Below are 15,564 nucleotides of genomic sequence, written 5' to 3' on the forward strand. Positions count from 1 at the left end.
CGATCATGATTCCTGGTTCTTCAACCAGGGTGACCCAGCCGGGCCTGTATATCCTGGTGATGCAATACCGTCCTCGATTAAGAACCCAATCCGGCCATTGGAAGAATGCCGCTCCGCGTGGCAACAAGGTCAACGAACCGTTCCTAGTTCTAATCATCGCGCGGTCACTATAACCCGGTAACTCAACCTCGACTCAGTACCATTCGAATCGAATGCTTTGATCGCGTAGGTATATGATGTTTCATGCGTTACAACGCGATCGACAAACTGACTGCCTCCATCCGGCAATTGGGCATACTGCTCGATTGGATGGTCTCCCATTCCACGATAGATGATGATGCGTAGCGGGCCACTCGTTGGATTAGTCCACGAGAGTTGGACAGCACGGCCACTATCGACTGCAACCGCACGTAGATCGCGCACGCCATCAATCACCGAACGGCGATAGGGGCGGGCAGTGACGGAGCCAGACAACTTTGAATGGTTGCCAGTGGTATCGACTGCCTGCAGGGCGTATTCGTAACTGACATTGGCTTTGACGTCTTTGTCCATTGCCCGTTGGTCTGCGGCCGTCAACTCGCTGGCAGTCTCCCACGCTGTGGCGCCCGACTCGCGCCGCAAGAGCAGTTGCGTCCGAACGTCCTTGCTCGATGATGGGATAAAGTCGATGGTCACGTTACTATCGGTCACCATCACATCCGTAATAACCGGCGGCACCGGCGGAATGCGATCCGGCCGTGGCACTGCGAGCACCGCCGAGAGCGGCGACTCATTATAGTTGCGGTCGAGCGCGACCGCGCGATAGTAAACATACGGTGTCAGGGTTTGTAGCGTGACCGTGTCGTGATACGTCGCTCGACGCGCTTCGGGTGCGTCGGGATCAGCATACGATTCCTGGATCACGGAGAACTCGTGCTCCGGCCCATTCGCACGGAGAAGACGATAGCCCATGAGATCGCGCTCGGTGTTGCCTTTGAGCTTCAGCGTCACGATGCCGTTGGTATCCATAGAGCCACTGAGCCACGCGGGCGATGCGGGTGGCGTGGTGTCCTGCAGCGGAGCGTAGACCGCAAACGAGCGAGCGCGATTACGCGCCGTATCGAAACACTCGATCACATAATAATTGTGAACCGTATCGGAGAAATGCGCATCCGTAAATGACCGCGTTGCGGGTGGAAGCTTTTCCGAGATTGCAGTGAATTCGCCCGAATCCGTCTCGCCCCGCAGCACACGGAATCCCGCAAGATCTTGCGCAACCGGCGACGCCATTTCCCATGTCACTTCGATTGTCCGATCTGTCGTCTGCTTGGGCTGATGGAGCAGCGGCATTCCGGGCGGCGTTAGGTCACGGCCCATGGCATGTACCTCACCAACGATTTCGACATCCGCAAATGACGTGGTGCCGCTGATGCGATAGACGTAAGGCCTGTAATTGACAATCGCAGTATCGAGATAACTTTCGCTGTCAGTCGATTTCAATGGCGATTGCCGAATCGTGATGAGCGGCAGGCGATTGAGCCGCCTGAAGCTCTTCCCGCCATCTTCGCTACGACTAACGATATACGACCCAAGCTTTGGCGAAGCCTGCCAATTCAGCGAAATCGTACGGTCCCCTTCGATGGGCGTGATCGGCTTTCGGGAGAGCGCCTTGTTGTAAGGGACGTTCTCAATCGTGACGCTACCCGTGTCCGCATGATACACAGCAAGCGCCCGCTGCAACCTGACGCGATAGGTGTAGTGCATGCCGCGTTGCACGTTTCGATCGACGAACCGAAGCCCAAGCCCATCGGCGGTCTCTGCATCACGATCGGCTGCGATCAGTGCGAAGCTGCGACTCATATCGAGTGAGGCTTGTTTTTGGCCGATCTCCTTCTCGTCTTCAAAACCCTCGTGCAATCCCACTCCGGCTTGTGCGGAATCATACAACAGACTATATGCGATTTGCGCATAGTCGATCGCGGAGTCATCCGTCGCGGCGGCTTCTCGTGGTGTCAGAAACGTGACCCATCGATTGCGCGGCCACGGCTTGATGAGCGCTCCAATTTGGGTGAAGCGATTTTCCCCGGCCACGGAGCGCTCAATCACGTAACCCGACTCGTTCCCGCCAAGCCAGAGCGCCGTGTTCGATGGGCCCCATCGAAGAATAATGGAGTCTCCCGTTGCACGCGCAGTCACACCGATATGAGCCGCGAGCGGATCGGCTTCCGACTGTGCGAGAGCGACCGGAGCTTGATCGCAATAGATTGCGAGCAGTGCGATTAGAATTAGATAGGATTGTCTCATGCTCGCGTTCAATGAAAGTTCTGGTTTTGATACACGGCGACGTACGGTCCCGAGCGCTTGCCGGTATAGAAGTAGCTGGTCCAGGCTTGCGTGACGAGCGTATTATTTCGCTTTCTCGCCTGGACCCACGTGTTGTTGACGCGCTCCCAGAGTTGGCCGGTTACGATGAGCCGGAAGTGCGTCGAATCCTGTAGCGCGGGAATCGGTCCGTTCGGATTGAATGGATGATTGCCGGTTACTACCCGATAATACTCATACTGACCGAGCACGTTTGGCTGCGGCATACATGCAAGCACGATTTGTGTGGCCGGACCCGGCACAGGTGGTGCGGGAGGAATTTCGTGATTTCTTCCTGTACCATTGATGTAACTGACCGGTGGCGGAGGAGGTCCTCCCCCATCGGGCGAATTATGCAAATTCTGATTTCCAAGTACCGGATGAACTGGTTGGGGTAGTCCTCCGAGCGAGTCGATCTGCACCGTGTAGCGTGCCTGGAATGTCCGGTACAACAGCGTTCCATTGGCCTGCCGCTCTTGTACATCGAACGCGGCGTTCGGCGTGAAACCATAAAGCACTCGCACCGTTCGGTCGGACGGAATATTGGTTGCGGCGTTTGCAGGATCGGAGTTGATGATGAGCGTCCCAGCTTGATCGGCTGCGGCATCTTCCTGTGTATAGACCACGGCGGGGTCCTGCGGTATCTGCGGTTGGCACGGACTGCCCACGCTGACATCAACATTAAAGCTGCCACTCACAGCGCCATCAAGCACGTTGTACGATCCATGCGCCGTCCCAACGACCCACGTTGGGTTCGGGAATCCCGCAGTGACCCATGCCCCAGCCTTGAACGACGCCAGTTGGAAATCGCATCCATTCGGATGATTGTGATGGCAGCACCAGAGACATGGATCGTCCCAAGTGCCGGTCTTCGGAGCGATGTGGAGGTTCGCCCAGCAATAGAACCACGCTGCGACGCCGCCCTGCGTGTACCAGCCACGCATTCCGATGGGCGACGTCCCACCGCATGAGACATTGTTCGCGTATTTCAGAAGCGAGAGATCAATCTCGAATCCAGCACCAGCACCATACTGCAAATGTAGACGTCCGCACAAATCGACGTCCTTTGTCCCGGTGTTTGCAGAGACAGAAAGTCCCATCGCGAAACCGGTGCCGGAATGTGCTGAATTCGAGATCGAGACGTTTGGAGTCGTCCAGACGCCCACATCATGTAAATTGTTGTTCGTGTTGTCCATGAAGCCACTCGGCGGGTTGATGTCGTTGCCGAACATCAAATATTCCGAGCACGTGATGGCATTCAGGACGGTGATGTTGTTGAGATGGGTTGGCTCACCCAGCTTAAAGTACCACTTGTTGTTCTTGGCATCGACGCGCAGATGCAGCCAAACGCCTTCGCCGCGAACGATCTCGCCCGACGCGTGATACTTGAAGTTCGCAACGGCCGACATGTCGAACAATTTATCCGGCGGCACATAACTGATCGATGCCGAGCCATAGACCGGCGCATTCGGACGATCGGTTAGTTCGGCAGCAGCCCAGAAATTCAAACCAAATTGGATCAGCGTCAAGCCGCCACTTTGGCTAAACTGGCCGTCCAGAATTGCATCGGCATTGAATGTCTTCGGCGCCGGATCGGTCCCAACGATAGCAACAACTTTGAATCCGAACGCAGTCTGGTAGTTCGGCATGTATGTGGCGCCGGACGCTGTGTCAGTGTGGCTCGCATTCGCATTCGCAATGGTGACCGGATCGGGCGATGGGAAATTATTGACATTCATATGCCGCCACGCCCCGAGTCCGCCCCCATACAACGCGAAGCCGGTGAAAATCGGAATGCCCGAGCTTGGCGGCAAGATCACCTTGGCATCGACATACCAGTACCGGTAGAGCGAGTTGTTGTTCTGATAGGCCGTCGATCCGAACTGCAATCGAGAATTGATTTCCAGTTTGACTGAATTAAATGTGGCCTTGATGATACCACTGAACCCGCTTCCATAAATGGCGTCGCCGCTGAAGATCTTGATCGTGCCATCTAAGCTGACGGCGGAGAGATGGGCATAGACGGTGATGTCCTTAATCTTAACGTCCCGATACGCAGGCATAAACTTCCCGTTCACCTTACTGACAGAGCCAATGACTTCCATTGTGGTCCGGCCGCCGATCTTATTCTCGTCCAGATTGACGATAAGATCGAATTGCAGACCGCCGCGAATCAACTCGCCCGGCTGCTTCGTCTCGGGGACGTAGCTAATCTTGTCGATCGACACCGGAAAATTATGTACCGACTTTTGTGGACTCGCAAAGGCCCACGTGCCTGGACTGAAATCGAATTTGTTCGCGGTCACATCATACGACAAGTCCATGTCCTCGAACGTAAGTCCCATACTGACATTCTTGATCGGCCCAATGTTAATATTGTTCCAGTCGAATCCGCCTGTGAGAGCCAAACCAAAACTGGTCGAGCCACTCATCTTTACGTATAATGAAGATGTCGGCGCGAGCGTCAGGACGGCGTTGTGCCACAGCGTGGCTGTCAGTGGCGCGGATGGATAGAGCGCGAATGTGAATCCGCTGTCGGAGCTAAAGAGCGCCTTGTACTTGATGGCGTTTGGCTCGGTCGTATCGGTCACTGGCAGCACGATGCGCCCAAGGATGGCCGCCTCCGTGATCGAACCATTCAACATCACGAGGCGCGCGGTATCGATGCTCGCGCCAAGATTCGAGACGTTCAACTTTGGGAAGTTCAGAACGTTGTATGCGCGGATGATACCGGTCAGACCGTTCGAGCTGATGATGAGATTGCTGCCACCGATATTAATCTTCTGATTGGGATTATCGAACGACCGCAGCTTGTCCGACAAATAGACATCGCACGACTGGATAAAGAACCCGCGAAACATCAAGCTGGAATCGCCGGAGTAATTGTGCGGAAAGACGATGCCCGTCGGATTTCGAACGTCCGAGTGATCGTAGGCCATATTATAGACCGCTAACTCAGCGCCATTTGTGTGCGTGATCGTGCAAGGATCGAGCGTGACGTTTACGATCCAGTCATTCCAATCGACGATCAGCGTCTTGAGGAGTGAGTGGACTTTCTTCGTCGGGTCCGGATCGGGCTTCGGCACGAGCCACGAGCGCGGGTAGGCGACATCGATCGCGAGCGAGAGATCGCGGAAGCCGGAGCAGTCCCACTCGACATAGGTCCCGCTCGTCGTATCCATCGCCTTGATCGTGATAACATAAGTGTTATTTGGATCGATGTTGCCGGTGATAACCTGATCTTCAAGCAGTCCGAGCTTGCCCGCCGTTGTCTTCGGTCCTGAGGGTGTACATGGTATGTCCAGCGCTTTAAACCCCAACGTATCGTTAGCATCCGGTATCGGAAAGGCAGCGACGGCGGCGAGTTCAGCCCCGGTCGTCGTGAACTTCATCTCCGAAATGGCGATCGTGTATCCCTTGTCGTTGTTGATGCCGAGCGGCAACTTCAGCGGCGTGTTCGTAGCATTCGCGATCTGCGTGTTCAGGTCGAGATTTCCGACCTGCTTTGAAAAATTCGCGTGCAGCCACGTGTTGAGTTTCTTGACGAGCGACTTCGTCCACGAGATATTGCCAACGATGTTCAGACCCCACTGTTTGGGCAGTGCATCCGGAGTGGAATCGAGTTGCGAAGTGACTTCACCATTGCAGACTTGGCTGTCAGTGTTGACTTTGATCCCGTGGAATTCGACGGCGATCGGAGTCTTAAGCCAACTAACAAGTATAGAGCCTGTACCCGTAAGCACAGCACCACTGCCCGCGGCGGTTAAGACCGTCATCGGAAACGAACCGATCGTGACCTTATGCCCGACAAACTGCGCGCCGGTCCAGGTCGATGGGTATTGATTTGTGATCGTTGGGGGCGGCGGTGCATTCGTGCATGCACTCGCTGGCGGCTGTGGATTGCCGGCGCCAAAATCTGTCGGAGCGTGCCCGTGCGGAGCTTGAAATACGTTGCCACCAATGAGCACTCCAGACGCCATGGAGTCCATTCCAGCTTGCGCGTGCGGACCTGCTGGAGGCTGCGGATTCGCCATACGTCCAGCAGGTTGTCCGCCTCCTCCCATTTGTCTGCCCTGTGCGGCCTGACCAGGATCCGCCAAACGGTAGGCCTGCTGCGTGACGGTAAAGGTAAACGGCTGCGCATATCCATCGGGATCGCCGACGGAATTCCCCTGATCGTCAAGCGAACGGACGGTCCAGATGTATTGCGGCACTCGGCCGGGCAGGTCGATGTCAAGCGGCCAGAGCAATTGCGTCATGCCAGTCACGGTGCGATTCAGGATCGGCTGATTGCCACGATACGCCTGCATCGGCTGCTGACCCGGCATGACTTCGAACACGAGCACCTGATACCGAACCGCATACGGCGGTTGTGGCGAGAGTGCCGTCCACCGCATTGTTGGCCGCTGACTCGGCGTAAGCGCCGATTGATCGAGCGGCAACAGTAGCGATGGTACTTGATACGAGGTCAGTAGGAAGGGCTTACAGATCTCGGTCCCGATGAGACTTTGCGATCCGGCAGCATTGAGGATGTCAACGCAAAAACTATAATTACCAGAGGGTAGCTGACCGGTTTGGGCAGCGGTATTCCGAGCCGTGCCAAGAAAATCGACATAGTTGAACGGGATCATGTCCTCGGCATTCCATGTCGAGACGCCTGGTGGAAATGTGAGGACTTGCATGTTCGCCGTCTTCGTTCGCGCGACAATGTTACCATCCTTACTCACTTCAACTTTGAATTTGCCCTGCACGCTTGCGCCGCTATTCGTAACGACGATGGTGGCTGTTGCCTGACGCCGCGCCCAGTTCGCGAGATAGGGATCGGGCTGCGGCGAGACGGTCAGGACCGCACGAAGGGTTTGGGCACGGGCTTCTCCGTGCATCAGAGATGTCACTGCAACGAGCGCTAGGGCGATACTCAAAGAGCGTTTCAGTTTCATGGTTGATCCCCTGTGTTTAGAATTGTACCCCAATCGAAGACTCCAGCAGTGACTCGCGGAATGACTCGCCGGGTCGAGTGCCGCCATACGTAAAGCCAGTCGTGGTGCCCGTCATCCGCAATGTGATTTGCTTTGCAATCTGCCATTTCAGCCCCGCGCGCAACTGTCGCTGGATGTCGGGACTGAATGCGATCGCCGGAGTTTTCGTCGTCCCCTCGGAATAGGTCGCTTGCGCGATCGGAGTAAGTTTGATGTCTGCGAGCGCGTAGTCGAGTTCGAGCGTCATCGAATTGATCGTGAGATCCGCGCTCGGCAAATGATTCAGAAGGCTCGAAACGATAAACGTCGTCGAAAGCGGAATGGCCGACCATGACGCGGAATACAAGCCCTGGATATTCCGCGTATTATTCGATGCCAAAGCGCCAGTGATCGTGTTGTAATCGTTGAAAACGTCCAACGAGTATGTCACGCTGATATTGTGCGTGCCTGTGCTGCCGGTGAGCACATACGTTGGCGTAACCGAAAATGAGTTGGCGACGCTCTGAATCTTCAGCGTGTCGTTCGTCTCCGAATTCTTCACGCCAAAGTTCGCGAACTGCCCGCTGATCGAGAATGCGTCACTGAACGTCGCAAGAGCGGTGGCCGAGCCAATAATCTGCGTCGATGTCGCGGCCTTGGTCTGGCTGAGATTATTGACGCGATATCCAAGCGAAGCGTTGAGCGCCAAGCCACCACTAAACAACGCGACACGTGGCGCAACGAGAAACTCTAGTCTGTCCGGCGTCAAGTACGGATAGCCGGGTGTGACGAATCCGGCGCCAATATACTTGCCGCTGGTCTTAATGCCCCAGGTCTTCTCTTTCCAATCGATGACGAGTGTACCGGCGACATCCGCGCGGGTCGAGATTCGTTGCGCGAGAATCGATTGTGGAATAATACCACCTCCGATATCAACGCTCGTCGAGTTGAGATCCATTGTAAAGCCCGAGACCGCTGCCTCGCCAGTAATCCGCAGAGCATCCATTGCCTGAATTCCAAAATTCATGCTTGCAAGTGCTCCCTCTTGCGCCTGAGGTGCGGTCGAATCGCTCTTGGGTATTAGGATCGAGTTTGGATCGTCCTTCATTCGCAAGAGATTAATTGCAAAGCAACTGGAATCGGGATTGCCGAAGCCAATCTTCGCCATGGAGAGCGTGCGAGCATACGCACCCTTGATGCCGTGCGCGGAATCTGGTTCAATCGCGCGCTGCGCGATGCCGGTGGATGCAGCCAACTCGAACTTGCCGGGAGTGAGATCGAATCCCCCGCCGAAGATTTGCTGATCGCCTGTCGAAAGCTCGGAATACATTGGCGTGTGCGTGCCGATAAATGCCTTGGCCCAACCGATCTTGGGCGAGAAGCTAATGAAGCCAAGATTGTTCAGCGGGTTTTCGATGAATTGCACGAACGTCGGATTCGGAACGGATGACGTGATAAAATTCGTCTCCCGTGAGGAGAGCTGAATGTTGAATGGTAGCGAGATGTAATCGCCGATCGTGATCGTGGGAGCGAACACGAGGCGTGTGAGATTTGGAGGACGGCGCGGTACTTCGATACCGTCCGGAGTCGTTTTGAAATCATAGATATCCTCCGAAAGCGTCACCGTGCCGGAAACGGCGACGAATGGTGTTTGCGCGCTATCATGCTGTGCAAAGATCGATAAGGGCGTGATCAATAGGAACGCCAGCGCATTCAAAATAAAGAAGACAGCACCACGCAAGCGCCTAGGCGCAACGGTCAAACGAATTAGCATGTCTGGCAAAGCCGCAGTCAACTCAGCGAATCATATCCAAGGGTGGGCGACGGTGAGCCCACAACTCCGGGCCTTTGACCTCTTAATCGAAGCGAACTTCCAACAATTCAGATTCGATCGTCAAAAATATGCACGACAAACTAACCTCGGAAGCTGAGGAGACGTGCCCGTATGTATCAAGAGTGTAGGATAGCTATTCTGGCACACTGATCCTTAGCAGGCACTTCATGCCCGACCCTCCGCTATTCCCGTAAGCTATTGCCAGCAAAGAGTTTGTGGAATTCGTAGATTTGGATGGCAACAATATTGCAACAAGTGCGAGAGTTGTGATCAAGAAGGTGATTCAGGCTGCCATCGCCGTGTAGATACTCCGTCCCTCGCCCTGATAAGACTCGTAAATGTGAAGATACACCTGTTCGCACTTCTTCTGCCAGACGGGCGAAGTGCATGTGCGTGGCAATTGATCGAGCACTTCCTCGATTGTCTTGCGAACTGCGGAGCTGGTTGCCTGCTTCTTCTTCCAGTCAAGCACTAACTGTTGCCCCTTGAGCTTGCCCAAGAGTTCTTTGGCAACGAGCTTCACTTCTTTCGCTTCCTTTTCGCTCAACTCCATTTCCGGTTTTGTCAGGAGATCGAAGATCGTCATTTCTTCTTCGGAGAGTCCTCCGCGGCGGGCGCGTTTGCCCTCCGCATCGAGATTCTGCATGAAGTCCTTGAGCGCGTCAAATGTCTCCTCCATGTTATGCGCTCTTGTGTCATAGTCGTCGAGCATCTGCTGGAATTTCTCCAGAAAACCCATGCGCGCAGAGTTCTCCGCAATCATCTTCTGCAACGCCTGTTCGACAGAGCATTTCATCAGTTCGATCTCAGCCCGTTTGGTCTTGCTCTGCTGGGAAGAAACCGAGCTCGCCTCGAAGGGATCTACGAAAGCTTGTGACAGATCGAGTCGCATCATCCAGTGCTACGCGAGACGAAGTCACTCTCCGCGCATTAGCGATGGCGATGCTACCATTATAGAAGGTCGGAGAACTCCTGTGCATTATTGAGAATATGGTTCAAAATCACTCGCAAATCGCTCGGATTCACCTTAACTTACCGCCGGGTACTCCCATGCATCACATCCTTTCATAGAAGTGTAACATGCTTTTTCAGGAAGCTGAAGTAAATTACTAATTGGGGGATTTCTGGGGGTTGAACCTTCCTGGTCTCCTGCTATGTTTGTAGCGGCTCTTACGCAAACGTGTCCCACCCCCAGACACGTGATGCGAAGGAACTGACCGAAGCTCCGAACGGAGGAGTCAAGACTCTTATCCGCATCGCGACATGGACCCATGTGTTGCGATCGTGTTCGGGGACTTTGTTTTCCGTCAATATCTCGGCCACCTTGTAGAAGGCACAAAACCGCGACGCTCTTGAAGGAGCGGATCCAGCGGCCAATAGAGCTCGTAATCGGTGAGCCGGGAGTACACTTCTCTACCTAACAAAGGAACACCGTACATGTTGAAACAACTGACGCTTGTGGCAGCGAGCGTATTACTGTGCCCGATTGCGGCGCGAACCGACACCGGCAGCCGTGGGATACGAACGGGCAATCTCGTGAACGCTCAAACTAGCGTCTCCGATGGACGTTTTGAACCGTGGAGGCCGAGTCCGACTCGGTCAAAACGACGTCACCGGAAACGCCACCTCGCGTGGGAACAGGCAGAACTTGCAGCAGATGGACTCTATGCCCACAATCTTCAGGATCTCGAAGCACGATTTCCACGGCTGACTCCGATGGAGCTACGCGTCTGTGCGCTTGCCAAAGCGATGCTTCCCAGCTGGAAAATCGGTGAGATCCTTGGAATTTGCGAAAAGACTGTCGAGAATCACTTGCGTGATACGCGGCTGAAACTGGGACTCCCTCCCGGAACGCGGCTGCACCATCTTCTCTCCAGCGACGGTCTCTCGGTTGAGGTCGCTCCCGTAAAAGAAAAAAGTTAGTCTCATCCAACAATTAGGGGATTTTAAGGGGGTTCAATTCCTCTCAAATCCCGTAGCTTTGCCATTGCTCCAACGCACCTCTCGTGCGTTGGAGCAATTTCGCAGGCATTCGCATCGCAGGTAGGGATCGAGGAGAGCATCCCGATGTGTGTGACGCAATGTTTGGTCTAAGTCACACAGTCCATTTCGATCGCGCGAGGAATCGAGTGAACGTGCTGAGTAGGACATCGCTCCGTTCATCGCGATAACGTTCAAGCAGCAGTTATCATGATGCAGGGCGGCAGTGGCTGCTCGACTCTCGAATGTGTGAACCCCGGCGCATGCCGGGCGTACTGCAATCTATTATAATCAGGAAATATTCAGGAGGATTCGTGTACCATAGTAGTATCGAGGGAGAGGACGTCACCCAGCAGAATCACGATCCGGGAGGATCGAACTCACAGCCAGAGCTTCTGCAGAATTACCGCACCATGACACCGGGGACATTGGTGTCAATGACTCCTCGCAGATCAGCGATTCAGCGGCGGCACCATCGGCGAAATCTCGATTGGGAACAAGTGGACCTTGCATCGAATGGTCTCTATGCACGCAATCTCGAAGAACTCGAAGCACGGTTTCCTGCGCTGAGTCTAATGGAGCTTCGCGTTTGCGCGCTCGCAAAGGCGATGCTTACCTCTTCCATGATCGCGGAGTTGCTCGGCATTTGTACGAAGACCGTTGAGAATCACCTACGCAGTGTACGAATCAAACTCGGCCTTCCACCTGGCACGAAGTTGCACACCGTCTTTTCCACACGTGCAGATCCTGTTGATAAAAAAAATGCCAGCATTCAAATCTTGGGGGATTATTAGGGGTTGAATTGCCGTGGCTACCGCGTAAGTTCGCATTCGTTATTACGCGAGCGTTGCACACACAGCGAACGCGATCTAACAGGGACAACAAACACCTTCTTGCCTCTCCTCTGCGGATCATTGATCTTCACCGAGAGGGAAGTCACACATTGGCAAACGAACTAACCGGCCGGGCACTTCACTCTCACCGGGTGCCCGGCCAGTGATATAGACCTTCGACAGCGAAGAAGATGAAAAAAAATGAAGCGAACGAAAATTGGGGGATTATTAGGGGTTGAAGGCTCCGATCAACGCTGTAAGTTTGCATTCGTTATCACGCACATCTTAGTGCGAACGGAACGAGCCGAAAATCCGGAACAGAGTAGGCTTTTGAAATTTGAAATGTTTTTGTAAGACTCACAACGGTAGCGTGGAGCGCATGGGCCAATCAGAAGACCCCTCATTTCACTCTTCGCTACCAGGCTACTTGAATTGCCGCAACGCGAAACGACTTATGCGCGAGCGGCAAACCGGTCAAAGTCGCGATTTCACCCGCGACGTTTGACATGAGGTTTCCACCACCTCACGAGGTCAACGCAACAACCGAACATGAAATCATTGACGCTCACCGTAGCGAAAGTACGGTATTGCCTTATCACACGAGCGGCGCAGTTGAAGCGCCTTGAGACTGTGGCCAGTTCAACGGCTCGGTCCATCATGACGATCGAGGACTCGGTGGCAAGCGTAGTGAGCGTCACAAAAAAGTTTGCTGTCAAAGCAATCCTGGGAGGTCCAACACGGTGCGGGCTGCACCACCTACGAGCCAGATATCAATCGACTCGAACCATTGGGGAGTTACCCCGCGCAGCTCACTGGATCGGACTGCCCTTCGGCCGGCGGCAGGCGTACTTGATTCTCATCTCTGCAGAGATAAGACCCAGATACGTGAGCCAACTGCCAGAAACTCAACAGGCCGGCTTGCGCCAGCCCGGAGAGTGTCTTACTTAACCCGTACACCTATCTTTACGGAGCGGTATGCGGATTTCTCAACAACCTGATAACAACTTAACTCAGATGAAGATTACAATTAAACTCATGGCGGTAGCGGCGATGCTCGGGCTCGCTGGTTCCGCAATGGCACAGAGCTCTGACAATGCACTTGCACACATTGGTTTCAGACTGGCTGTTCCGATTCACATCGCAGCGTGGACGGGCGACGGGCAGAACCCATCATACCTCGATTTCGGTACACTCATTTCGCAGAACTCGACACTCGATGGTAGTGCGACGTTGACCCCATGGGCGCTCGGATATTCTGGTCCGTTCGCTTATGGAAGCAGCCTCACCAATCTGACGAACCTGAACCCAGTCGGCGATATGCCTCACTCTTCATACTGGCAGATCACCGGCGAGCCGGGCGCGCTCTTCACGCTTTCGATCAACGGCACAACCGTATATGGCAGTGATGGAATTCCGAAGCAGATGACGCTTGACCCCAATCCTCCCGTCGTGAGCAAATGGCGGTGGTTTGCACAGTTCCCGAATCCCGCGAACGACAAGGCATGCTCGATCGTGACGATGCCGGGTTCCGGATCGTTGGTCGTCGCGATTGCTGGCACGCTCACAATTCCGTATCAATATACGGCGGTTGGCGACCACAGCGCAGACTTCCCAGTGACCGTGTACTATTAATCGGATGGAATCCAGGACTCTTGACTCTTGTGATCGAAGACATCGATCCAGAACGGGAGTTCGATCCTGAAGAACAGGAAATACAAGAACAGGGTAACCGGTTGGGCGCTTCGCTCTCACCAAGCGTCCAACCGGCGATTTTATGAATCTTCAGATTCATCAGGAGTATATCCATGAAGAGCCTCAAAGAACTTCTCGAATATGCGCAACACGCACTTCTCCTGATTGCATGTGTTAGTGCGTTTCTCGGCTCCATCATCGTCGCATCAGTCTCCCTTTCTGGCGCGCAAAGCTTGAGCGATCGCCTTACCGATACCTCGCTGAGGTCAAGAGTGAAGGCGTCTACGCCAGTGCCCGCGCTCTCGCCTCAACCAACACAGAGTAATACAGTCGTAGTTAACGTAGCGCCTCGCTCGTCCAGAAACTCACAAGTCACAGTTCCGAACCATTCGGGCGCTTCAGCCGGCTCAACGGGCAACGGATTCCAGGCAAACTCGCATCTGGCCTCGACCAGTACGGCAATGGAAGGGAACACTATTGCAGGCATGAAGTCTCAGCTTTCGTCGATAGGAACAACGCGGAGTAATAGTTTCAGCAACGGTCGCATCAGGATCACACCAATCCGCGATCTCAATTTTGGAGTGGGCGTCATTGGCGCAGGTGGTGGTACGATCACAACGACTCCGGCCGGAGTGTCAAGTTGCACCGGCGCCGTCATTCTTGAGCCCACTTCGAACGCCACCGCTGGAGCATTTCAGTTCTCGATTGCGGGAGACGAAGACGAGGAAGATCCATGGGTCGATAACGGCCATGGGCGAGCCCGCAGACACAATCATCATCGCAACGGCAGCCGCAATGCCGACAGTGATCAGCAAGACGGCAGTCTGCAGATCCTCTCCATCATGATGCCGGATCACGCGGTGCTTACTCGTGTTGGCGGCAGCGGAACATACACGGCTGATCATTTTACGTACGCGATCGATCGCGAGACAGTATATGTCGGGGCCACACTTCACGTTACCCAAAGCCAGATTTCCGGCCCGTTCGCGGGAAGCTATTACCTCACGCTCATTCTTGAGTGAGCAATTGGATGTTTGCATAAACTGTTCAAATAATTTCTTGGTGTTATGAAGAATCACTCCGTCACACTCATGCTGATGCTGGCGTCCTTGGCCAGCCTGACAGCTTCAAAAGTCGTTCGCTCACAGGCCCCGATGATAGAGCCAAGGCGCATCGTCTTGGACGCAAAGCAGCGAAGTGCTACCGCAAATGTGTACAACACTACGGATGATACCGCAACGTACACTGTCAGTTGGAGTCATCTCCGAATGAACGAGAATGGTGAGTACCAGCCGATCGACAGTGTCACGCCGGAAGATAGGATCGCCGATTCGATCGTCCGGTTCTATCCACCCGAGATCACATTGCCGCCTCATGCCGCACAAGTTGTTCGCGTGCGCTTTTTGAAACCGAGGGACCTGGCTCCACTGGAATTCCGCTCGCACCTCTTATTTTCTGAGGTCGCCCGAGCAGTTTCTGTGGAACGGGCCTTGAGCGATACCGGGAAATTACGAATACTACTCCATCCCAGATGGGCGGTGGCCATCCCGGTCATCGTACGCAATGAGACAACTCCGGCATCAGTAAGCCTTGATAGTGTTGCAATCTCGGATTTGGATACGGGGAGGCGTGCTCAGTTTTCTGTGAACATCCGCCGCTCCGGCGTCGAGTCGAGTTATGGGATGATCGTGATCAAACACGTCGATTCTGATGGCAAAGAGACCCAGGTTGCCTTCTTCAAGAATGTAGCGGTGTATCCACCCGTCGGGGTCCGCAAGCTCCGGCAGACCATCACCGTACCGAAAGATATCGACCTGACCTCAGGAAAGATCACGGTGGAGTATCAAACTTCTACCGGGAGCCAGACTGAGCAAGTTCAGGCATCCGCTCAACTGGCGCTCGGTAAGTGAGCCGCCATGTGTGATCT

9 protein-coding genes are annotated in these 15,564 nt (G+C 54.4%); 5 read left to right on the plus strand and 4 right to left on the minus strand.

What is annotated here, in order from left to right:
• Positions 1-153: 153 nt before the first annotated feature.
• The 4 genes from Q8902_10040 to Q8902_10055 form a co-directional block, all read right to left on the minus strand.
• On the minus strand, positions 154-2,283 hold the full coding sequence (locus Q8902_10040; GenBank protein MDP4199895.1) for a hypothetical protein: 2,130 nt from the start codon (positions 2,281-2,283) through the stop codon (positions 154-156).
• Between the two features lie 8 nt (positions 2,284-2,291).
• Positions 2,292-7,280 carry a hypothetical protein gene (locus Q8902_10045; GenBank protein MDP4199896.1) on the minus strand — a complete coding sequence of 1,663 codons (4,989 nt, stop codon included), beginning with the start codon at positions 7,278-7,280 and terminating at the stop codon, positions 2,292-2,294.
• Between the two features lie 16 nt (positions 7,281-7,296).
• The gene (locus Q8902_10050; GenBank protein ID MDP4199897.1) at positions 7,297-9,072 is read right to left on the minus strand and encodes a hypothetical protein; all 1,776 of its coding nucleotides are present in this window, start codon (positions 9,070-9,072) and stop codon (positions 7,297-7,299) included.
• 343 nt (positions 9,073-9,415) lie between these two features.
• On the minus strand, positions 9,416-10,027 hold the full coding sequence (locus Q8902_10055; protein ID MDP4199898.1) for a DUF3387 domain-containing protein: 612 nt from the start codon (positions 10,025-10,027) through the stop codon (positions 9,416-9,418).
• Between the two features lie 542 nt (positions 10,028-10,569).
• Between Q8902_10055 and Q8902_10060 the strand changes: the two genes are divergently transcribed.
• The 5 genes from Q8902_10060 to Q8902_10080 all read left to right on the plus strand — a co-directional run bounded on the left by Q8902_10060 (position 10,570) and on the right by Q8902_10080 (position 15,547).
• Positions 10,570-11,055 carry a helix-turn-helix transcriptional regulator gene (locus tag Q8902_10060; protein ID MDP4199899.1) on the plus strand — a complete coding sequence of 162 codons (486 nt, stop codon included), beginning with the start codon at positions 10,570-10,572 and terminating at the stop codon, positions 11,053-11,055.
• 371 nt (positions 11,056-11,426) lie between these two features.
• Positions 11,427-11,906: a helix-turn-helix transcriptional regulator gene (locus tag Q8902_10065; protein ID MDP4199900.1), complete on the plus strand. Its 480-nt coding sequence runs from the start codon at positions 11,427-11,429 to the stop codon at positions 11,904-11,906.
• A gap of 1,053 nt (positions 11,907-12,959) precedes the next feature.
• On the plus strand, positions 12,960-13,577 hold the full coding sequence (locus Q8902_10070) for a DUF4402 domain-containing protein (GenBank protein MDP4199901.1): 618 nt from the start codon (positions 12,960-12,962) through the stop codon (positions 13,575-13,577).
• Positions 13,578-13,750: 173 nt separating this feature from the next.
• Positions 13,751-14,659, plus strand: a complete 909-nt coding sequence (locus Q8902_10075; protein ID MDP4199902.1) for a DUF4402 domain-containing protein — start codon at positions 13,751-13,753, stop codon at positions 14,657-14,659.
• Between the two features lie 45 nt (positions 14,660-14,704).
• Positions 14,705-15,547 carry a hypothetical protein gene (locus tag Q8902_10080; GenBank protein MDP4199903.1) on the plus strand — a complete coding sequence of 281 codons (843 nt, stop codon included), beginning with the start codon at positions 14,705-14,707 and terminating at the stop codon, positions 15,545-15,547.
• The last annotated feature ends 17 nt before the right edge of the window (positions 15,548-15,564 follow it).

This window comes from Bacteroidota bacterium (assembly GCA_030706745.1).
Classification (GTDB): domain Bacteria; phylum Bacteroidota; class Ignavibacteria; order Palsa-1295; family Palsa-1295; genus PALSA-1295.